Genomic DNA, 19553 nt, shown 5'->3' on the forward strand with positions numbered 1-19553 from the left:
CGTCTACTTCTCCGGTGATGCGGCTCACAAAAACGCGTTATTTCTCCGCCTGACGCCCTACGGCATCGGTGCTTCTGACTTTGTGACGGAAGGCCAGCGGGGTGTCGTTCATCATCTCTTTAAACTTGAGGCAGAAGTAGGCACTGTCGGTGAAGCCGGCGCTTTGCGAGATATCGCTAATCTTCAGGTCGGTGTTGGTCAGTAGATTGATAGCGATATTCAGTTTGCGCAGCAGCATAAATTTTTTGAAGCTGATGCCGAAGGCGGATTTAAAGGTGCGGGAAAACCAGGATTTCGACCACCGGCAGCGGCGGGCGGCTTCTTCGGTTGTCATCTCAAAATTTTCATTTTCATCAATAGATTGCAGAAGTTCGATCAGCTCGCTCAGATAGCGATGGTTGGTGCGTTCGGTAATGGGGACGGAATCTTTCAGGCTATTAAAGGCGTGCAGCAGTACGCTCTGCATCAGGGAGCGAAACAGCGAATCGGTAAAGTCGCTGAACTCGCCGCACCAGCTCAGCAGCAGCTCCAGGCGCTCGGCTTCCTCGCCGGAAAGGTAAGCGACCGCGCCGCAGTGGGCGGCGGGGAGCGACAGGTCGTATCCCTCGAGCCACTCTTTTTCGAATTGCATAAGATAACGCTTGTGGCTGGCGGCGGCCGGGAGCGTCATTTCATGGATCAGTAAGGCGGGGACGAAAATCAGGGTATTGTTTTTTATCGTAAATTTCTCATCACCAATCGAATAGCTGCCCTCCGACTCTCGGAACCACATCAGTTCGTCCATCATATGAAAATGCGGGACTACGTTTATGCCATTGAAATCGTTTATGTTATCTACCCGGAGGGTAAATAGCTCGCCGGCGCCCACGGGGATCTTTTCGAAAACGGGAGATTCATCACTCATCGGGTACACTCTTCTTATATTTAACAGGATGATTTATACATAATCGGTAGGCCCTAAGCAATAACGTACAGAGGACAAATATTAACGATCTTTCTGGCGGAGGCGCGATGAACACTGCCCGTATCAGTATTAAAGAAAAATTTAGCTATGGGTTAGGGGATACCGGCTGTAATTTAGTCTGGCAGACGGTGATGCTGTTTATGGCCTGGTTTTATACCGACGTATTTGGTTTAAGTCCGGCGCATATGGGGACCATGTTTCTCGCAGTCAGGGTATTAGACGCGGTCACCGATGTATTAATGGGGGCGGTGGCGGATCGTACCCGGACTAAATATGGGCAATTCCGCCCTTATATTTTATGGTTCGCGATTCCTTTTGGCGTACTTTGCTGCTTAACGTTTTATACGCCGGATTTCGGCTATACCGGCAAGCTGATTTACGCCTATGTTTCTTATACCTTATTATCGCTGGTCTATACGGCGATTAACGTTCCGTATTGCGCGATGATCAATAATATCTCTAACGATTCCCGCGAGCGCGTTTCGCTTCAGTCCTGGCGCTTTGCGCTCAGTACGCTCGGCGGTCTGATTGTCTCGCTGACCGCGCTGCCGCTGGTGGCCTGGCTGGGTCAGGGTAATGTGCAAAACGGCTATTTTTACACCATGATTGTGATGGGGTGCCTGAGCATCATTCTGTTCTTTATCTGCTTCGGCCTGACGAAAGAGCGCTACACCACGGATATCGCGGTCAACAATCAAAGCAGCATTCTTGATGATCTGAAAACCCTGCTCGCCAACAAGGACTGGCGCATTCTCTTCGCGCTCAACGTCGTTAACCTGATTGCGGTGCTGTTTAAAGGCGGGACCACGCTCTATTACGTCAACAACATTATGGGGCGGGCGGATCTGGGCAGTCTGCTGCTGACCACCACCCTGGCTTCCGGCGTGCTGGGGGCGATGCTCTCCCCGTTTATCTTTAAAAATATTGATAAAGTGAAAGGGTTTAAAATCTCGATGGCCATTGAGGCGGCGCTGCTGATAGGCATGTACTTCGTCCCGGCGGGGAACGTGGCCGCTATCTTTGCGCTGGTGATTATCATCAATATTATTCAGCTGGCCGCCACGCCGCTGCAGTGGAGCATGCTGTCCGATATTATCGATGCGGAAGAGAAACGCAGCGGTAAAAAGCTCAGCGGGATCGTTTTTTCAACGAACCTGTTTGCCATCAAGCTGGGGATCGCCATCGGCGGCGCGCTGGTGGGCTATATGCTGGCATGGGGCGACTACGTTGGCGGCGCAGCGCAGCAAACCGACTCCGCGCTGCAGATGATCAAGCTGCTGTTCACCGTCTTCCCCGGGGTGCTGGTGGCGCTGCTGATTGTTATCATGAGCAAGTACAGCCTGGACGATAAACGCCTGTCGCGCCTGGCGCAGGACGACCTCCCGGCGTAACGGACTGTCGCCTGGCAGATGGAGATAATCGGCGCATCTCTATTCTACTGGGCGAAGTTTGCGTATAAACTCGCGGGTTTTAGTGTTCCGGAGGCACAAAGGCGATGAGCCAGGTAGAGTTAAACGGTGAGTTATTCACATTAGAGCGGTTCCCGCCGAATGCTGAAGAGGAAGCGCTTCAGGCGTGGGAAGCGGCGGATGAATATCTGCTGCAACAGGTGAATGACGTCGACGGCCTGACGCTCATTTTCAATGACAGCTTTGGCGCGTTGGGCTGCGCGCTGGCGGAACGCAACCCGGTCAGCATCAACGATTCCTACGTATCTGAGCTGGCGACCCGCTACAACCTGCGGATGAACGGCATTGATGAAGAGAGCGTACGTTTTCAGGATCCCCTGAGCGAACTGCCTGCCGCGCCGGCGCTGGTGCTCATTAAGGTTCCGAAGCAGCTGGCGCTGCTGGAGCAGCAGCTGCGCGCGCTGCGCGAGGTTGTCACGCCGGAAACCCGCATCATCGCCGCCGCGAAAGCGCGGGATGTCCACAATTCCACCCTGGCGCTGTTTGAGAAGATCCTCGGCACCACCACCACATCGCTGGCATGGAAAAAGGCGCGGCTGATTTTCTGTACCTTTACCGCGCCTGAGGTGGCCGATGCGCCGCAAACCTACAGCTGGCCGCTGGACGGTACGCCGTGGACGATTCACAACCACGCCAACGTGTTCGCCCGCAGCGGCCTGGATATTGGCGCGCGCTTCTTCCTGGAGCATCTGCCGGCAAATATTGAAGGCGAGATCGCCGATCTTGGCTGCGGCAACGGCGTGATTGGCCTGAAAGCGCTGGCTTTAAACCCGGACGCCCGGGTGATGTTTACCGATGAATCCTATATGGCGGTCGCTTCCAGCCGGCTGAACGTCGAAACCAATATGCCGGATGACCTCGAGCGCTGCGAGTTTGTGGTGAATAACGCGCTGTCCGATATTGAGCCGGACCGCTTCGCCGCCATCCTCTGCAACCCGCCGTTTCATCAGCAGCATGCGATCACCGATCATATTGCCTGGCAGATGTTTAACGACGCCCGCCGCAGTCTGAAGTACGGCGGCGAGCTGTATGTCGTCGGCAACCGCCATCTCGATTATTTCCGCAAGCTGAAACGCGCGTTCGGTAACTGCGCGACGATCGCCACCAATAATAAATTTGTGGTGTTGAAAGCGACAAAGGTGCGCAAACAGCGCTGAGCGTTATCGGCTTTCCCGGTTTCCCCGGCTACCGGCCGGGTTTCCTTTCCCTAAATCGACAGCGCCAGCCGGGTGCCCTGAGCGATTGCCCGCCGGGCGTCCAGCTCCATCGCCACGTCGCAGCCGCCAATCAAATGCACCGTTTTACCCGCCGCCTGCAGCGGATCGGCCAGCTCGCGGCGGGGATCCTGACCGGCGCAGATAATCACATGATCAACGTTAAGCACCTGAGATTCGCCGCCGATCGTCACATGTAGGCCGGCATCATCGATCCGTTGATAGCTGACGCCGGGGATCATTTTGACGCCGCGGGCCAGCAGGGTGGCGCGGTGGATCCAGCCGGTGGTTTTCCCCAGCCCGTCGCCGGGCTTGCTGGTTTTGCGCTGCAGCATCACGATCTGGCGCGGGCTTTTAGCCAGCTGCATCCCCTCCGGGCGTAATCCGCCCGCGCTCTGCAGGCTGGTATCGATCCCCCATTCCGCACAGAACTCGTCGATATTCTGGCTGGTGGCGACGCCGGACTGGCTGAGGTACATGGCGGTATCAAAGCCGATCCCGCCGCAGCCGATAATCGCCACCTTCTCGCCGACCGGCACTTTATCACGCAGGACATCGAGGTAGCTCAGCACCTTCGGATGATCGATCCCGGCGATATCCGGCATCCGCGGGGCGATCCCGGTGGCGAGGATAATCTCATCAAATGCCCGCAGATCGTCGGCCGTCACCCGGGTTTCAAGCCGCAGCGCGACGCCGGTAAGATCCAGCATCCGGCGGTAATAACGCAGAGTTTCATGGAACTCCTCTTTGCCGGGGATCTGTTTGGCGATAGTAAACTGGCCGCCAATCTCATGGTGCCCGTCAAAGAGCGTCACCTGATGCCCGCGCGAGGCGGCGTTAACGGCAAAGGCCAGGCCGGCAGGACCGGCGCCGACTACCGCCAGCCGCTTCGGTGCGGTCGCGGGCGCTATCGGCATCAGGGTTTCATGGCAGGCGCGCGGGTTGACCAGACACGAGGTGACTTTACCGGCGAAGATCCGATCGAGGCAGGCCTGGTTGCAGCCAATACAGGTATTGATCTCATCCGCCCGCCCGCTCTGTGCTTTGGAGAGAAATTCGCTGTCGGCGAGGAAAGGGCGGGCCATCGATACCATGTCGGCGTCTCCGCGGGCCAGGATCGCCTCCGCCACGGCGGGATCGTTAATCCGGTTGGTGGTGACCAGCGGGATCGACACCGCGCCTTTCAGCTTGCGGGTGACCCAGCTAAACGCGCCGCGCGGTACCGGAGTGGCGATGGTGGGAATGCGCGCCTCGTGCCAGCCGATGCCGGTATTGATAATCGTGGCCCCGGCGGCCTCAATCGCTTTCGCCAGCGCGGTGACCTCCGCCAGGGTGCTGCCGCCGCTGACCAGGTCGAGCATCGACAGGCGGTAGACAATAATAAAATCGCTGCCCGCGCGCTCCCGCACGGCTCTGACCACCTCTACGGCAAAACGCATGCGTCGGGCGTAGTCGGCGCCCCACTGGTCGTCGCGCAGGTTGGTGCGCGCGGCAAGAAATTCGTTAATCAGATAGCCTTCCGAGCCCATCACTTCGACGCCGTCGTACCCGGCTTCCCGCGCCAGCTGGGCGCAGCGGGCAAAATCATCGATCAGCTGTAAGATCTCTTCGTGGCTCAGTTCGTGAGGCGTAAAGGGGTTGATCGGCGCCTGCAGCGCGGAAGGGGCCACCAGCTGCGGCTGGTAGCTGTAGCGCCCGGTATGCAGGATCTGCAGCGCGATTTTGCCGCCCTCCTCGTGTACCGCATCGGTGATATGGCGGTGATGAGCGAGATGGCTGGCGTCGTTAAGCACCGCGCCACCCGCCATGGTGACGCCGGAAGGCGCCGGGGCAATCCCGCCGGTGACGATCAGCGCCACCCCGTGGCGGGCGCGCTCGGCGTAAAACGCCGCCAGCCGCTGTGCGCCGTCCGGCAGCTCCTCCAGGCCAGTGTGCATCGAGCCCATCAACACGCGGTTTTTGAGCGTTGTGAACCCCAGGTCAAGCGGGGCGAAAAGCGACGGGTAGCGGCTCATAATCTCTTCCAGTGTAAAATTATTGTTATGTGGTCGGATGAGTTACTAATTTAGCCGCCGCGGGCGAAAAGGGAAAAGGGGAGTGCGGCGATTGTGATGGGATTCAAAGAACGGCGGAAGGTTCTCCCTTACCCCGGCCCTCTCCCTCCGGGAGAGGGAGAAGGGCGGAATGGCGCTGGGGCCAGTTATGCCCGGACGGTTTCTTCTCCTGTAGGGGAGAGGCTTAGGGTGAGGGGGCAACAGGGGCACGGCGCGTCAGCCCCGGCGCCTGCCACATCGAGGTCGTTAATCCGCTGTCCACCAGACCGAGCTGCTCGGCGTACACCGACTGCCATTTGATCATCATCTCGTGATACAGCTCGCGATGCGCCGGATTGGGCGTAAATTCCCGGTGCCAGCTCACCAGCTTCTCGCCCGTCGCCGCCATATCGCCGTACAGCCCGGCGCCGGTGCCGGCGGCGATCGCGCAGCCCAGCGCCGTCGCCTCGCGGACCTCCGGCACCCGCACCGGGAGGCCGGTGACATCGCTGAGGATCTGGCTCCACAGCGCGCCTTTTGAGCCCCCGCCCGCAAAGACCAGGCTGTCAAACTGCACGCCGGAAAACTGCGAAATTTGCGCCAGATTACAGGCAGAGACAATCGCCGCGTTCTCTTCCAGCGCGCGGAAGAGGGTGGCCTTATTGCATTTTTCCGGGTCGATGGAGAGGTTAATAAACGACGGCGCGGCGTGGTACCACTGCTTAAAGTGCATGGCGTCAGAGAAGATCGGCATCACCCCGTGGGAACCCGCCGGCACGCGGCTGGCCATCTCTTCGAGCAGGCTGTAGGCGTCGACGCCGAGGCGCCCGGCAATCAGCTTCTCCTCCGCGCAGAACGCGTCGCGGAACCAGCGCATGGTCAGGCCGGTGAAGAAGCTGATGGACTCCGCCTGCGCCATGCCGGGAATGACGTGCGGGTTAACGCGAATATTCATCTCCGGGTCAGTTCGGACTTCCGGCAGATTAACCACCTGCTGCCAGAAAGTGCCGCCGAGCACCGCCGTCTGCCCGGCGCGCACCACGCCGAGGCCCAGGCAGCCGAGCTGGACGTCGCCGCCGCCCATCACCACCGGCGTACCCGCGCGCAGCCCGCTTTGCGCCGCCGCCGCGTCGGTCACCGCTCCCAGTACGCTGCCGGTCTCTTTGACCGGCGAGAGAATATCGGCCCGCAGCCCGGCCATATCCAGCAGCGCCGGGCGCCAGTCGCGGCTGAAGAGATCGAGCATGCCGGTCGTTCCGGCGTTAGAAGGGTCAACCGCCAGTTCGCCGGAAAGCTTTGCCGCCAGCCAGTCGCTGATCATGGTGATGGTCGCCGCTTTGCGGTAGATATCCGGGCGATGATGGGCCAGCCACAGCAGGCGCGGCATGGCGCTCAGTGCCAGGGTCTGCCCGGACACGCCGTACACTTCGGATTCAAAACGGTCGTCGTGGATCTCTTTGAGCTCCGCCACCTCGCGGCTGGCGCGGGCGTCAACGTTGGCGCAGGCCCAGATGGCCTCGCCGTTGCGGTCGTAAAGCACGATGCCTTCACGCATCGAGCAGCAGGCCACGGACTGAATATCCGCCGCAGAGAGATGGGCGGCGGCCAGCGCCTGACGGATACACTGGCAGGCCAGCTGCCAGTTGGTGCCAAGGTCGAACTCCATCGAGCCGGGGACATTGTCCACGCTCAGGTGCTTCCATTCGGCCTGGCCGACCGCTATCTGGCGGCCCTGGAGATCGAATACGACCGCCCGAATGCTGCCGGTCCCGGCATCTAACGCTAACAGGTAACTCATGACATGCGCCTCGCTCGTGTTGCGCGGCGCAGGGCCGTTATGAGGCCAGCGTCAGCACCGCGCGTGCTGTTGTCTCTTCCGTTACCAGGCCATTAATCCGCTTGCCGATAAGGGCCGCGTAAATCGCCTGCGCTTTTTCTGTGCCCCCGGCGACGCCCACGATGGTCGGCAGCTGCGCCAGCTCATCAAGGGTGACGCCGAGCAGTTCCCGATGGATCTCCAGCCCTTCAACCGGTTTGCCGTCGGCCTGCAGGAAATAACCTAAAATGTCGCCGACCGCGCCTTTGCGGGCGTACATCAGCTGTTCGCCTTCGCTGATATAGCCGGAGCGCAGGATGGTGGCGTCCCGGCGCTGGTCAATGGCGCCGATACCTACCACCGCCGCATCCGCCGCCGTCGCGGCGAGGATCACGTCGCGGACGCTCGATTCCCGGCGCAGGATCTCCGCCACATCCGCCGATGACACCCTCAGCGGCGCGGGGATCATACTGACGCTACAGGCGGCATCCAGCTGGCCAATGCCGGTCATATACGGGCCCACGCCGCCGGAAAGCGTCACCAGCCGAACCTGCTGGGAGCCGATAAACCCGCTCAGATGCTGCAGGCAGCTCATGGTGGCTTCGCCAAAGCCCACCGCCAGCAGCTGTCCCGGCTCCAGCACGCCCATTAACGATTGCGCCGCGCCAATCCCCAGACGGGTGTTCATCGGCGGGGTATTCAGCGCCGGCAGCACGCGGGCAATTTTCAGACCGAAGCGCTGCTGAAGTTCGGTTTCCAGCGCCAGGCAGCCCTCATAACGCGAATTAATCTGGACGCGGATCACCCCCGACTGGCGGCCCTTCTCCAGCAGGCGGGAGATCTTTAACCGCGGCAGCCCTAAACGCTCGCCGATGTCGTTCTGCGTCAGGCCGTCGTGGTAGTAACACCACGCCACCCGCGCCACCAGCTCCTCCTCGGCTAACGCCAGCCCGGCGTAGCGGCTCTCTTCCGTAATGCGTTTTTCGCTCATAAAGTGAACTCTTATAAAAATTTAGATCATATGTTCGTTATTGCGCGGTCGGAAAATGTGAGCCGACTGGCAAAACGGATCTTTCGTTGTCCGCTGGTTTTCTTAAAACGATCGAAAGCATAAAACTGTGATCGTTGCACGGTTGTAAATATAGTTCACCGTCTACGCTTTTGAACATTATTAATTTAAAAAATCTTTTGTTCAAAATGAGGCGCGATGATGAAGCCCCTGCTTGAAGCTCGCCAAATCGGCAAACAGTTCTCCGGCGTCACCGTGCTGAAGCAGATTGATTTCACGCTGCTTTCCGGCCAGGTGCACGCGCTGATGGGCGGTAACGGCGCCGGAAAATCGACGCTGATGAAGATTATCGCCGGGGTAGAGACCCCCGACAGCGGTGAGCTCATCCTCGGCGAACGTACATTTGCGCGCCTTACTCCCGCCCAGGCCCATCAGCAGGGCGTGTATCTGGTGCCGCAGGAACCGATGTTATTCCCCAATCTGACGGTGCGGGAAAATATTCTTTTTCGTCTGCCAAAGCGGGCGGATACCGAGGCCCGCCTGCAGGAAAAGCTTCAGCAGCTTAGCTGCCAGCTTAACCTTGAGGCGGCGGCAAGCACTCTGGAAGTCGCCGACCAACAAATGGTGGAGATCCTGCGCGGGCTGATGCGCGACGCGCAGATCCTGATCCTTGATGAACCCACCGCCTCATTGACGCCGGGGGAAACCGAGCGCCTGTTTCGCCAGATCCGCTCTTTGCAGGCGCTCGGCGTCGGGATCGTGTTTATCTCGCACAAGCTGCCGGAGATCCGCCAGGTCGCCAGCCACGTCTCGGTGATGCGCGACGGCGCGGTGGTGCTGAGCGGGGAAACCGCGCACTACGGCGACAACCAGCTGATCGGCGCAATGACGCCCGTCAGCCGCGATCGTGCGCTGAGCGACACGCAAAAGCTGTGGCTGGCGCTGCCGGGCAATCGCCGCACTCAGGCGCAGGATTTCCCGGTCCTTAGAGTAGAAGATCTGACCGGAGAAGGTTTTATCGATCTCAACCTGGAGATCCGCGCCGGGGAGATCGTCGGCCTCGCCGGGCTGGTCGGATCCGGGCGCACCGAATTTGCCGAAACGCTCTACGGTCTGCGGCCGGCGCGCGCCGGGCGGGTATGGCTGGAAAACCGCGATATCTGCCGCGACAGTACGCGCGCCAGGCTGGCCTGCGGGCTGGTCTATCTGCCGGAGGACAGGCAGGTTTCCGGGCTGTTTCTCGATGCGCCGGTGCGCTGGAACACGGTGATGTTTAACCAGCCGTCGCTGTGGCAGCAGAACAGGCGCGAAGCGGCGCTGGTGGAGCGCTATCACCGGGCGCTGGGGATCAAAATGGCCGATGGCGATCGCCCGGTGCGCACGCTCTCCGGCGGTAACCAGCAGAAGGTACTGCTGGCGCGCTGCCTGGAGGCTAACCCGCTGCTGCTGATCGTCGATGAGCCGACCCGCGGCGTGGACGTTTCCGCCCGCGCCGACATCTATCAGCTGTTGAAAAGCGTCGCCGCGCAGAACGTGGCGGTATTGATGATCTCCAGCGATCTCGACGAGTTCGTTGGCCTGGCCGATCGGGTGCTGGTGATGCATCAGGGCAGGCAGAGCGGCGAGCTGGCGCAGCAGGCGGTCAGCGTTGACCGGATGATGACCCTGGCCTTCGGAGGACAGGCATGAAAACGTTATTAAAGAATCGTGAACTGAGCGCCTTTCTCGCCATCGTGGTGCTGTTTGCCGGGCTGGTGGCGCTCAACCCGGCTTATTTCAGTTTGCAAACCCTGGCCATGATCTTTGCCAGCGCGCAAATCCTTTGCCTGCTGGCGCTGGGGGCAACGCTGGTGATGCTCACTCGCAATATCGACGTTTCGGTAGGCTCCACCGTCGGCCTGAGCGCTATCGCGACAGGCGTGGCGCTGAATAGCGGGTATGGCCTGATGACCGCCATCGCCTTCGCGCTGGCGATCGGCGCGCTGGCCGGCGCCTTTAACGGCCTGCTGGTGGTGGGGCTGCGCATCCCGGCGATTGTCGCCACCCTCGGCACCCTCGGGCTTTATCGCGGGGTGATGCTGCTGTGGACCGGCGGTAAGTGGATTGAAGGCTTGCCGAACAGCCTGAAGGCGCTGTCGGAACCGGCGTTCATCGGTATTTCGCCGCTGGGCTGGCTGGTGCTGGCGCTGCTGCTGGCGGGCGGCTGGATACTGTCGCGCACCGCCTTTGGCCGTGATTTTTACGCCGTCGGCGATAACCTCGCCGCGGCCCGCCAGCTCGGGGTGGCGGTGAACCGCACGCGGATGCTGGCATTTACCCTTAACGGCATGCTGGCGGCCTGCGCCGGGATTGTGTTCGCCGCGCAGATTGGCTTTGTGCCCAATCAGACCGGCAGCGGCCTGGAGATGAAGGCCATCGCCGCCTGCGTGCTCGGCGGGATCTCGCTGCTTGGCGGTACCGGCACGCTGCTGGGCGCTTTTCTCGGCGCCTTCTTCCTCACCCAAATTGACACCGTGCTGGTGCTGTTCCGTCTCCCGGCGTGGTGGAACGACTTCATCGCCGGCCTGGTGCTGCTCGGCGTACTGGTGCTCGACGGGCGGCTGCGCCAGGCGCTGGCCCGCCATCAGCGGGCGCTGAAGTACAGCCGCTTTCAGCCCGGTAATAAAGGGGGCAAGCGCGTGGCCCCGTTTCCCGAACGCAAAAACAAAGAGGTGGCGTAAATGAAGCTCAACTGGGAAAGCGCGCTGCTGGCGCTACTGGTGCTGGAGATCCTGCTGTTTGGCGCCCTGAATCCGCGCATGCTGGATCTCAATATGCTGCTGTTCAGCACCAGCGACTTTATCTGCATTGGCATCGTGGCGCTGCCGCTGACGCTGGTAATTATCAGCGGCGGGATTGATATTTCGCTCGGTTCCACCATCGGCCTGTGCGCCATCGCGCTGGGGGTGATGATGCAGGCAGGCTGGCCCATGAGTCTCGCGATCCCCCTGACGCTGCTGCTCGGCCTGCTGTGCGGGTTGCTGAACGCGGCGCTGATTCATTACACCGGCATTAGCCCGCTGGTGATTACGCTTGGCACCCTTTACCTCTACGGCGGCGGCGCGCTGCTGCTTTCTGGCATGGCCGGGGCAACCGGCTACGAAGGCATCGGCGGATTCCCGGATAGCTTTACCGCCTTCGCCAACCTGACCCTGTTCGGCCTGCCGATACCGCTGGTGCTGTTCGCCGTTATCACCTTTTTCTTCTGGCTGCTGGCCCACCGCGGGCGCTTTGGGCGGCACCTTTTTCTGCTCGGGCAGAACCCGCGCGCCGCGCGCTACGCCGCGCTTTCCGTTAACGGGATGCCCTACGCGCTGTATGGCCTGGTGGGCGTGGCGTCGGCGGTAGCGGCGCTGGTGATGGTCTCCTATTTCGGCTCGGCGCGCTCGGACTTAGGCCGCGACCTGCTGATGCCGGCGCTGACCGCCGCGGTGCTCGGCGGGGCCAATATCTACGGCGGTTCCGGCTCGATCGTCGGCACGGCGCTGGCCGCGCTGCTGGTGGGCTATTTACAACAAGGTTTGCAAATGGTCGGCATCCCCAACCAGGTGTCGAGCGCGCTGTCAGGGGCGCTGTTGGTTGTGGTGGTGATGGGGCGTTCGCTGAGCCTGCACCGTGAATGGGTGCGGATGAGCTGGCGGCGTCTTTTCTCGCGTAAAACAATCGGAGCATAAAATGAAAACAAAACTGATCGTGCTGGCGATGGCGCTGGGTATGGCATCGGCCCAGGCGGCGGACCGTATCGCCTTTATTCCTAAGCTGGTTGGCGTCGGCTTCTTTACCAGCGGCGGTAACGGCGCGAAAGAGGCGGGCAAAGCGCTCGGCGTGGACGTCACCTACGACGGCCCGACCGAACCGAGCGTCTCCGGCCAGGTGCAGCTGATCAACAACTTCGTCAACCAGGGCTACAACGCGATTATCGTCTCCGCCGTATCGCCGGACGGGCTGTGCCCGGCGCTGAAGCGGGCGATGCAGCGCGGGGTGAAGGTCCTGACCTGGGACTCCGATACCAAACCAGAGTGCCGCAGCATTTATATCAACCAGGGGACGCCGCAGCAGCTCGGCGGCCTGCTGGTGGAGATGGCGGAAAAGCAGGTGACGAAGCCTGGCGCCAAAGTGGCGTTTTTCTACTCCAGCCCGACGGTGACCGACCAGAACCAGTGGGTAAAAGAGGCGAAGGCCAAAATCGAAAAAGCGCATCCGCAGTGGGAAGTGGTGACCACGCAGTTTGGCTATAACGACGCCACTAAATCGCTGCAAACCGCCGAGGGGATCTTAAAAGCGTACCCGGATCTCGACGCCATTATCGCCCCGGACGCCAACGCGCTTCCGGCGGCCGCCCAGGCGGCAGAGAACCTCAAGCGCCAGGGCGTGGCGATTGTCGGCTTTAGTACCCCGAACGTGATGCGCCCCTACGTGGAGCGCGGCACGGTAAAAGCCTTCGGCCTGTGGGACGTGGTGCAGCAGGGCAAGATCGCGGTTAACGTCGCCGATCGTCTGCTGAAAAAGGGCGATCTTAACGTCGGCGACAGCGTTGATGTGAAAGATCTCGGCGCCCTGAAAGTCGAGCCCAATAGCGTGCAGGGCTATCAGTATGAAGCGAAAGGCAACGGCATCGTGCTGCTGCCGGAGCGGGTGGTGTTCACCAAAGAGAATATCAATAACTACGATTTCTGATGGAGAATGAGATGGCTGATTTAGACGATATCAAAGAGGGAAAAAACTTCGGCTTAGACCGTCCGCAGCAGAATACGCTGTATACGCTGAAGGGCTGCGGGTCGCTGGAGTGGGGGATGCAGTCGCGGCTGGCGCGTATCTTCAACCCGCAGAGCAACCGTACGGTGATGCTGGCGTTCGACCACGGCTATTTTCAGGGGCCGACCACCGGGCTGGAGCGTATCGATCTCTCTATTGCGCCGTTGTTCGAAGAGACCGACGTGCTGATGTGCACCCGCGGCGTGCTGCGCAGTCAGGTGCCGGCGGCGACCAACAAACCGGTGGTGCTGCGCGCTTCCGGCGGCAACTCGATCCTCAGCGAACTTTCCAACGAGTGCGTGGCGGTGGCGATGGAGGACGCGCTGCGCCTGAACGTCTGCGCGGTGGCGGCGCAGGTCTATATCGGCAGCGAGCATGAGCATCAGTCGATCAACAACATTATCAAGCTGGTGGACGCCGGCAACCGCTACGGTATGCCGGTGCTGGCGGTAACCGGCGTGGGCAAAGAGATGACCCGCGACGCCCGCTACTTCTCGCTGGCCAGCCGCATTGCCGCCGAAATGGGGGCGCAGTTCGTGAAAACCTACTTTGTTGAGGAAGGCTTTGAGAAAGTCACCGCCAGCTGCCCGGTGCCGATCGTCATCGCCGGGGGCAAAAAGCTGCCGGAGCAGGAGGCGCTGGAGATGTGCTGGCGGGCGATCGACCAGGGGGCTTCCGGCGTGGATATGGGGCGGAATATCTTCCAGTCCAGCGCGCCGCGCGCGATGCTGAAGGCGGTGAAAAAAGTGGTGCATGAGAACCTGAGCGCCCGCGAGGCGTATCAGTTCTGGCAGGAGGAAAAACAGGGAGAGCTGCAATGAACGTAACGCTGGTGGAAATCAATATCAAACCGGAACGGGTCGACGAGTTTCTTGAGGTGTTCCGCGCCAACCACGAAGGAGCGCTGCAGGAGCCGGGCAATCTGCGCTTTGACGTCCTGCAGGACCCGGAGGTGAAGACGCGCTTTTTTATCTATGAAGCCTATATCGACGATGACGCGGTGCTGGCGCACAAGAAAACCCCGCACTATCTGGCCTGCGTGGCGAAGCTGGAGGCGCTGATGTCGCAGCCGCGGCAGAAGCGCAGCTTTATCGGCCTGCTGCCGGAGGTGTAAGACGAGCCCTCACCCCGGCGGGGTGAGGGGACATCGTAGCTACTTACGGAAAAACTCGTTATACAGCATGTACAGATGCGCCGCGCTCCATGAGAAGTTCGGTGCGCCCTGCTGAGCGCCGGTGAGCGGATTGTAATTCTCCTGAATCGGGCCATCGGAGGTTAACCCCCGGGCGTGCCTGAAGAAGGCGTCCGCCAGCTGCAGCGCCTCTTCGCGGTGGCCGTAGCGCTCCTTCCCTTTCAGGCCGAACCAGAACTGGTCCACCCACACGCGGCCGCGCCAGTAAATATCCGCGCCAAACGCCGGATTCGTTAATGCGGCGGTACCCAGCGGTACGAAAGTATTGAACTCTTTGTTGTCCAGCATCACCGAAATGACGTCATCGGCATGCGCCTGAGTGGCCGCGCCGTTGAACAGCGGCGACCAGCCCTCCGGCCCTTTGCCGCGCTCGACGATCGGCTTACCGGCACAGCCGTTTGCCAGCGGCTGCGCTTCAATGCGAATGTCGTAATAGAATTTGCTCTGCGGGTCGAACATGCAGGTGTTGATATAGTCGGCGAGCTTTTGCGCCAGCGCCCGGTAGCGTTTTGCCTCCTCCGGCTTACCGAGTAGGGTCGCCATCTCCGCCAGATAGTGGTTGTCGCTGTACATGTAGCTGGCCTGATCGACCGACTCCTGCAGCAGCGAATAGCCGAGCAGATTGCCGCTTTTATCCCGGTTTTCAGCAAATTTCACCGTCCAGTCGCTGCGTTTGCCGCCGTCGGCGATGTATTTATCCAGCTGATCTTTATCGATAAAGCCGAAGACCGCCGCGTCGTCGCGCCCCGACTCCCAGGAGGCTGCCACCTGTGCCGGGATCTCCAGGCTGTCGTAATCGCCCTTCGCCGTCACCTGCTCGTAGGTTTTCAGGCCGGAAAGCGTCCGTTCTTTATCGCCCTTTTTCACGGTAAACAGCATCGCGCCATCGGCGGTGTTGTGCGCTTTATCGCGGGTCGCGCCGTACTCCGGCACGCCGTTGCCGTTGTGGTCGCGATTGCGCAGCCACCAGTCATGGTAGGCCACCAGCTTCGGGTACATTTCCGCCAGCCAGGCTTTATCTTTCGTGACGTTATAGACTTCCATCACCGACCAGGCCGCCAGGCTCGGTTTGGTATTTCGCTCGTTCCAGTTGCTGCCGTCGCCGCCGCGCTCCGGGCTCAGGTTCCAGGCGATCAGATCCGGAATGAACCCGGCATCCTGCGGCCGCACTTTATCGTCGGCGGCAATCTGCCAGGAGAAGACGGCGCGGATGTTCTCTTTCGCGATCTCCGGGTTGAAGTGGGCCATGGCGTAGGCCTGCTTCCAGGTATCCCACGGCCAGGTCTGGTTGCCGGAGAACCAGCGCCCGGTTACCGACGGCGTGACGGTGTTGTGCTTAACGGCGCCGCCCGGCGCGCGCCAGTTGCCGTTAAGGGTTTCGATCGCTTTCACCGCCACCCGGGTTTGCTGCGCCGTGGCATCAGGATTGGTCAGCCCCTTTTGCAGATAGCCGTTCCAGCGCGCCTCGGAAGCGCGCAGATAGTGCGCCGGTCGCGCCAGAATATCGCGGATTTGCGCTTTCTCAAGGCGCACCTGCTCGGCGTTCAGCAGGTGCGAGTAGGTGGTATAGAGCGTGGTCGAGCCGTTGATTTGCGCGCTGCTGGTGAATCGATGGCCGTCGATTTGGGTGACCGTCGGCAGGGAGCGATGGATCTGATACTGCGATTCGCCGGAGGTCATTAAATCCGATGCGGAACGGACTTTACCGAAGCTGACCGTCAGTCCGTCGTGGGTCGCGCTCAGGCGGCGCTGATAGTCCGGGAAGGCCTGGTCGATGGTTTGCGTTGACTGCGGTTTCCCCTCTTTGGCGGAGAGCGTCTCCAGCAGCTCGCCGTCCCAGACCAGCTTAAGCGGACCGCTGCTGGTGATTTTAGTCTCCAGTAAAGACGTGTGCGCGCTGGCAAAGCGTAGGGTCATCTCGATCTGTACCCCGGCAGCGGAGAGCTTTTGCACCAGCGCGCCGGGCAGGCTCCAGGCCTGCAGGGTGAAGGCGACTTTTTTGCCGTTCTGGTATACCGTCAGGCGATCGAAATGGGTCGCCATAAAGTTGATGTACTCCTCAGTGAGCAGCGCGGGTCCGGGAAATCCGCCCATGGTGGCCGGACCGTCCGGCAGCAGATGCCCATGCCATGCGCCCAAATCGAAAAACGGGTTGAAGCGCTGGTGGTCATCGTTATCAAAATCCTGCATCGCCTGCGGCGCGCCGCTGCGGTTGATAACATTTTTAAAGTCATCCGCGGTCAGCGCGTGGGCGGAAAAGCTTAGCAGTAGGGCGCAGGCCAGCGGCGTAAGAGTAGTGGTAATCTTCACGGTATCTGTATTCCTTTTACCAATAGAAATATTGCATCAGGAAAACCTGGTCGCTCGGGTCTCCGGAGGCATTTTTCATGTAGAAGCGGCTGTCCGCGGCGGTCGCGAACCGTCCGCCGCCGTATTCGTACCAGATGCCGAACTGCATAAACGAGGTGGTTTCCTCGGCGGCGCGATCCGGGCGGTGTTTGGCGTAGCTATAGGCGGTAGAGAGATACACGCCCTTGAGCGCTTCATACATGGCGCTGGCCATAAAGCCGGTCTCCGTTCCCGGCACGTTTTGCCCCCTGGCGCGCCCGGTATGGTGCCAGGCGCGGGCGGCGAGGTTGGGGGTGAGAATACCGGTTAACAAGAGCTGACCGGTACCGTCGGTCAGCTCAAGACCGTTCATCCAGGTGACCTTTTCGGCAATATCGTACTGGACGTAGCCGTTGATCATCGCCGGGTAGGTATATTTATCGTCGTAGCGGTCGTATTTGCCGAAATGGAGCCACGCTTTGCTTTCATCGTGGTGCCCGGCGGGCGTGGCGGTCACGCTGTAGCGAAAATCTCCCGCCAGGTTCTGCACCTTGAGCGCGTACATAATATCGCGCGTATTGGGGATCACGTAGCCGAGGTCGGGTGTGAAATCGCCCCACCACTGCAGATCGTCGAGCGATGAATCCTGGCGCAGGCTGAGCATAATCTCGGTGCTGCTATCGGTTTTATATCCGCCGTAGAGGCGGTTTATTCCACCTTCGAATCCGCCCCAGCCGTGATCCGGTACCCAGGCATTCCCCTGACGATCGGCCTGGACCGTCCAGCCTTCGCCATAAATTAAGCCAAACCAGCTGCCGTGCTTTATTTCCAGCCCGCCTTCAATATAGGTGCCATCGCTATATTTATGTTTATCCTCGCCTTCTAAATCCATATATCCGCCGACCCCCAGTTCACCGTAAAAACGATAGGAAGTGGCGCTCAGTTGAGGCGTTTTCATATCATCATGTTCCGCCGGGTGAGCAACATCAGCCGCTACGGCAGGTGTGCAGAAGGCCAGGGCGGCAAGCGCCCCGTAAATCAAGTTATTCTTTTTCATCGCATTATTAAGAGATATTGTAATTTATTATTTTAGGGAAAATGGCTTATGACGCGTCGGAAGCCGGCGCCGCTTCAATTCTTTTTTCTTCTACCGTTAATCCCTTCACGTATTTGCTGTATTTCCACCACGCAAATCCGAGGAAGATAACAATGCCGCCGACGTTATAGAAAATAATGGTCAGAATATTGCCGCCGGTGGGAAAGGTGGAGGCGACGAAGCCGATAGCGAAAATAACAATCAGCATCGAGACCACCGTAATGCCGGTGGTGCGTGAGCCCATTTTAAAATCGCGCGGCAGATGATCGAGCCTGCGGCGCAGGTTGAGATACGCCAGCATGATAAACAGCGGCGGCAGCATCGAGGCGGCGGCGGTCATATTGATGATGGTGTTCATTAAATCCTGCACGGTACTGGAGCCCATCATCGGGATAATCATCAGCGGAATCACAATCAGGAACTGGATCCACGCCGCGCGCGCCGGTACGCCGTTTTGATTGAGCTCGACGGTTTTTTTACCAAATATGCCGGCCGGGATTTCGGAGAAAAAGATTTTGACCGGCGTCGCGGTCCACATTAATAACGAACCAAACATGGCGGTAAAGGAGACCAGGCCGACAAAACGGTTGACCACGATTTCCGGCAGGCCAAACCAGACCGCCATGCCGTGGAAGACCTGTACCGATCCGCCGGTATATTTCAGCTCTTTACTGCTGATAAACACGTTAATCAGCACCGAAGAAATGGAGTACAGCACGCCAATCACGATCCCGGCGAGGATAATGACCTTAACGAATGATTTCGATCCGCCTTTCACGTCATTGACGTACACCGCGACGGACTCCGCGCCGCCGGCCGCCATAAAGATCCAGGTGGTGATGCCGAGGAACGCCCAGTTAAAGTTCGGGATCATTGCATCCACGGTAATCGGATCCGCTGGCTGAATACCGCCCACCAGCGCGCTGCCGGAAAGCAGAATGTAGGAGAGCGTCAGCAGCAGCATTAACGACGAGGTCACCGAGGTAATAGGACCCAGCATTTTTGCGCCGTTGGTGGACACCCAGGTCGACAGGGCGAACAGCGCCATGCTCAACATCGTGGTGGCCACGGGCGTCAGAATGTACTCGTAGCCGAGGAAGGCGTAGGAGGCATACGCGATGACTCTCGGCAGCAGCGAGGTGAAAAAAAACAGATTCACGAACCAGTAGGTGTAGGCGGTAATAAAGGCCCAGCGCCCGCCGAGGGAGCTTTTTACCCACGCATAAACCCCCGCTTCGGAGTTTTTATTCAGCGAAACGAATTCCGCGATGATCAGGCAGAAAGGAACGAAGTAGAGCAGAGTCGCGAGGAAGAACATCGGTGCCGACGCCAGCCCCAGCTCAATATTGTTATTGATCACGTTGTTAAAACTGAAGACGGCGGCGAAGGTGAGCGACAGCAGGCCGAACTTGCCGATGGTATTACGTTTGATATCAGACATAACACATCTCCACACATTGTCCTTCAGAGCATGGCCGAAGGGGATTGTGTTGTTTGTAGGGTAGAGGTAGTTAAGTATTGCGGTTAATTTTAGTAAAAATTTTAGTAAATAAAAGCGGTAAAAATGAATTGCTTTAACTCGATCACGAAAATGGTTGAGCGCAAGATCCCGGCTGGCGGGTAAAAAAATCCCGCCGG

15 protein-coding genes are annotated in these 19553 nt (G+C 59.6%); 8 read left to right on the top strand and 7 right to left on the bottom strand.

Going from position 1 to position 19553, the window contains the following annotated elements; genetic code table 11:
- Window positions 1–37 precede the first annotated feature (37 nt).
- Entirely contained in the window at window positions 38–904 is an 867-nt protein-coding gene (locus ABLU87_RS07360) for an AraC family transcriptional regulator (protein WP_014226929.1), read from the bottom strand.
- Between the two features lie 107 nt (window positions 905–1011).
- Between ABLU87_RS07360 and ABLU87_RS07365 the strand changes: the two genes are divergently transcribed.
- Together ABLU87_RS07365 and rlmG are read left to right on the top strand one after the other, a co-directional pair.
- Complete coding sequence (locus tag ABLU87_RS07365) at window positions 1012–2355, top strand: glycoside-pentoside-hexuronide (GPH):cation symporter (protein ID WP_046878299.1); 1344 nt, start codon at window positions 1012–1014, stop codon at window positions 2353–2355.
- Window positions 2356–2459: 104 nt separating this feature from the next.
- The gene (gene rlmG / locus ABLU87_RS07370; protein WP_103814268.1) at window positions 2460–3590 is read left to right on the top strand and encodes a 23S rRNA (guanine(1835)-N(2))-methyltransferase RlmG; all 1131 of its coding nucleotides are present in this window, start codon (window positions 2460–2462) and stop codon (window positions 3588–3590) included.
- Between the two features lie 50 nt (window positions 3591–3640).
- On the opposite strand, the gene ABLU87_RS07375 is transcribed toward rlmG, so the two are convergent.
- From ABLU87_RS07375 to lsrR, 3 genes are all read right to left on the bottom strand, one after another.
- Window positions 3641–5662, bottom strand: a complete 2022-nt coding sequence (locus tag ABLU87_RS07375) for an NADPH-dependent 2,4-dienoyl-CoA reductase (RefSeq protein WP_122116836.1) — start codon at window positions 5660–5662, stop codon at window positions 3641–3643.
- 223 nt (window positions 5663–5885) lie between these two features.
- Window positions 5886–7478 (bottom strand): autoinducer-2 kinase, encoded by a 1593-nt coding sequence (gene lsrK, locus ABLU87_RS07380; protein WP_064358289.1) that lies wholly within the window; start codon window positions 7476–7478, stop codon window positions 5886–5888.
- A gap of 37 nt (window positions 7479–7515) precedes the next feature.
- Complete coding sequence (gene lsrR / locus ABLU87_RS07385; protein ID WP_004105944.1) at window positions 7516–8487, bottom strand: transcriptional regulator LsrR; 972 nt, start codon at window positions 8485–8487, stop codon at window positions 7516–7518.
- Window positions 8488–8706: 219 nt separating this feature from the next.
- Between lsrR and lsrA the strand changes: the two genes are divergently transcribed.
- From lsrA to lsrG, 6 genes are read left to right on the top strand one after another with little or no spacing between them, the layout of a single operon-like run.
- Window positions 8707–10194, top strand: coding sequence for an autoinducer 2 ABC transporter ATP-binding protein LsrA (gene lsrA, locus ABLU87_RS07390; RefSeq protein ID WP_122116841.1), 1488 nt, complete (start codon window positions 8707–8709; stop codon window positions 10192–10194).
- The gene (gene lsrC / locus ABLU87_RS07395; RefSeq protein ID WP_014226924.1) at window positions 10191–11225 is read left to right on the top strand and encodes an autoinducer 2 ABC transporter permease LsrC; all 1035 of its coding nucleotides are present in this window, start codon (window positions 10191–10193) and stop codon (window positions 11223–11225) included. Before lsrA ends, lsrC begins: the two co-directional genes overlap by 4 nt.
- Window positions 11226–12218, top strand: a complete 993-nt coding sequence (gene lsrD, locus ABLU87_RS07400; RefSeq protein WP_014226923.1) for an autoinducer 2 ABC transporter permease LsrD — start codon at window positions 11226–11228, stop codon at window positions 12216–12218.
- Window position 12219: 1 nt separating this feature from the next.
- On the top strand, window positions 12220–13221 hold the full coding sequence (lsrB, locus tag ABLU87_RS07405) for an autoinducer 2 ABC transporter substrate-binding protein LsrB (RefSeq protein WP_014839604.1): 1002 nt from the start codon (window positions 12220–12222) through the stop codon (window positions 13219–13221).
- Between the two features lie 11 nt (window positions 13222–13232).
- Entirely contained in the window at window positions 13233–14120 is an 888-nt protein-coding gene (gene lsrF, locus ABLU87_RS07410) for a 3-hydroxy-5-phosphonooxypentane-2,4-dione thiolase (protein WP_004125444.1), read from the top strand.
- On the top strand, window positions 14117–14413 hold the full coding sequence (lsrG, locus tag ABLU87_RS07415; RefSeq protein WP_004854408.1) for a (4S)-4-hydroxy-5-phosphonooxypentane-2,3-dione isomerase: 297 nt from the start codon (window positions 14117–14119) through the stop codon (window positions 14411–14413). Before lsrF ends, lsrG begins: the two co-directional genes overlap by 4 nt.
- Before the next feature lie 39 nt (window positions 14414–14452).
- Here the strand turns inward: lsrG and ygjK are convergent, their stop codons facing one another.
- The 3 genes from ygjK to ABLU87_RS07430 are packed head-to-tail and all read right to left on the bottom strand — an operon-like array spanning window position 14453 to window position 19356.
- Window positions 14453–16801, bottom strand: coding sequence for an alpha-glucosidase (gene ygjK / locus ABLU87_RS07420; protein ID WP_196942090.1), 2349 nt, complete (start codon window positions 16799–16801; stop codon window positions 14453–14455).
- Between the two features lie 16 nt (window positions 16802–16817).
- On the bottom strand, window positions 16818–17876 hold the full coding sequence (gene ygjJ / locus ABLU87_RS07425) for a protein YgjJ (RefSeq protein ID WP_064404288.1): 1059 nt from the start codon (window positions 17874–17876) through the stop codon (window positions 16818–16820).
- A gap of 46 nt (window positions 17877–17922) precedes the next feature.
- The gene (locus ABLU87_RS07430; protein WP_004854403.1) at window positions 17923–19356 is read right to left on the bottom strand and encodes an amino acid permease; all 1434 of its coding nucleotides are present in this window, start codon (window positions 19354–19356) and stop codon (window positions 17923–17925) included.
- Window positions 19357–19553 lie beyond the last annotated feature (197 nt).

Origin of the sequence: Klebsiella sp. CB_Kp196, assembly GCF_040061575.1 — a bacterium.
Classification (GTDB): domain Bacteria; phylum Pseudomonadota; class Gammaproteobacteria; order Enterobacterales; family Enterobacteriaceae; genus Klebsiella; species Klebsiella michiganensis.

Coding starts and splice junctions, on each gene's coding strand:
- ABLU87_RS07360 (WP_014226929.1), bottom strand. CDS start 904: ATGAGTGATGAATCTCCCGTTTTCGAAAAGATCCCCGTGGGCGCCGGC.
- ABLU87_RS07365 (WP_046878299.1), top strand. CDS start 1,012: ATGAACACTGCCCGTATCAGTATTAAAGAAAAATTTAGCTATGGGTTA.
- rlmG (WP_103814268.1), top strand. CDS start 2,460: ATGAGCCAGGTAGAGTTAAACGGTGAGTTATTCACATTAGAGCGGTTC.
- ABLU87_RS07375 (WP_122116836.1), bottom strand. CDS start 5,662: ATGAGCCGCTACCCGTCGCTTTTCGCCCCGCTTGACCTGGGGTTCACA.
- lsrK (WP_064358289.1), bottom strand. CDS start 7,478: ATGAGTTACCTGTTAGCGTTAGATGCCGGGACCGGCAGCATTCGGGCG.
- lsrR (WP_004105944.1), bottom strand. CDS start 8,487: ATGAGCGAAAAACGCATTACGGAAGAGAGCCGCTACGCCGGGCTGGCG.
- lsrA (WP_122116841.1), top strand. CDS start 8,707: ATGAAGCCCCTGCTTGAAGCTCGCCAAATCGGCAAACAGTTCTCCGGC.
- lsrC (WP_014226924.1), top strand. CDS start 10,191: ATGAAAACGTTATTAAAGAATCGTGAACTGAGCGCCTTTCTCGCCATC.
- lsrD (WP_014226923.1), top strand. CDS start 11,226: ATGAAGCTCAACTGGGAAAGCGCGCTGCTGGCGCTACTGGTGCTGGAG.
- lsrB (WP_014839604.1), top strand. CDS start 12,220: ATGAAAACAAAACTGATCGTGCTGGCGATGGCGCTGGGTATGGCATCG.
- lsrF (WP_004125444.1), top strand. CDS start 13,233: ATGGCTGATTTAGACGATATCAAAGAGGGAAAAAACTTCGGCTTAGAC.
- lsrG (WP_004854408.1), top strand. CDS start 14,117: ATGAACGTAACGCTGGTGGAAATCAATATCAAACCGGAACGGGTCGAC.
- ygjJ (WP_064404288.1), bottom strand. CDS start 17,876: ATGAAAAAGAATAACTTGATTTACGGGGCGCTTGCCGCCCTGGCCTTC.
- ABLU87_RS07430 (WP_004854403.1), bottom strand. CDS start 19,356: ATGTCTGATATCAAACGTAATACCATCGGCAAGTTCGGCCTGCTGTCG.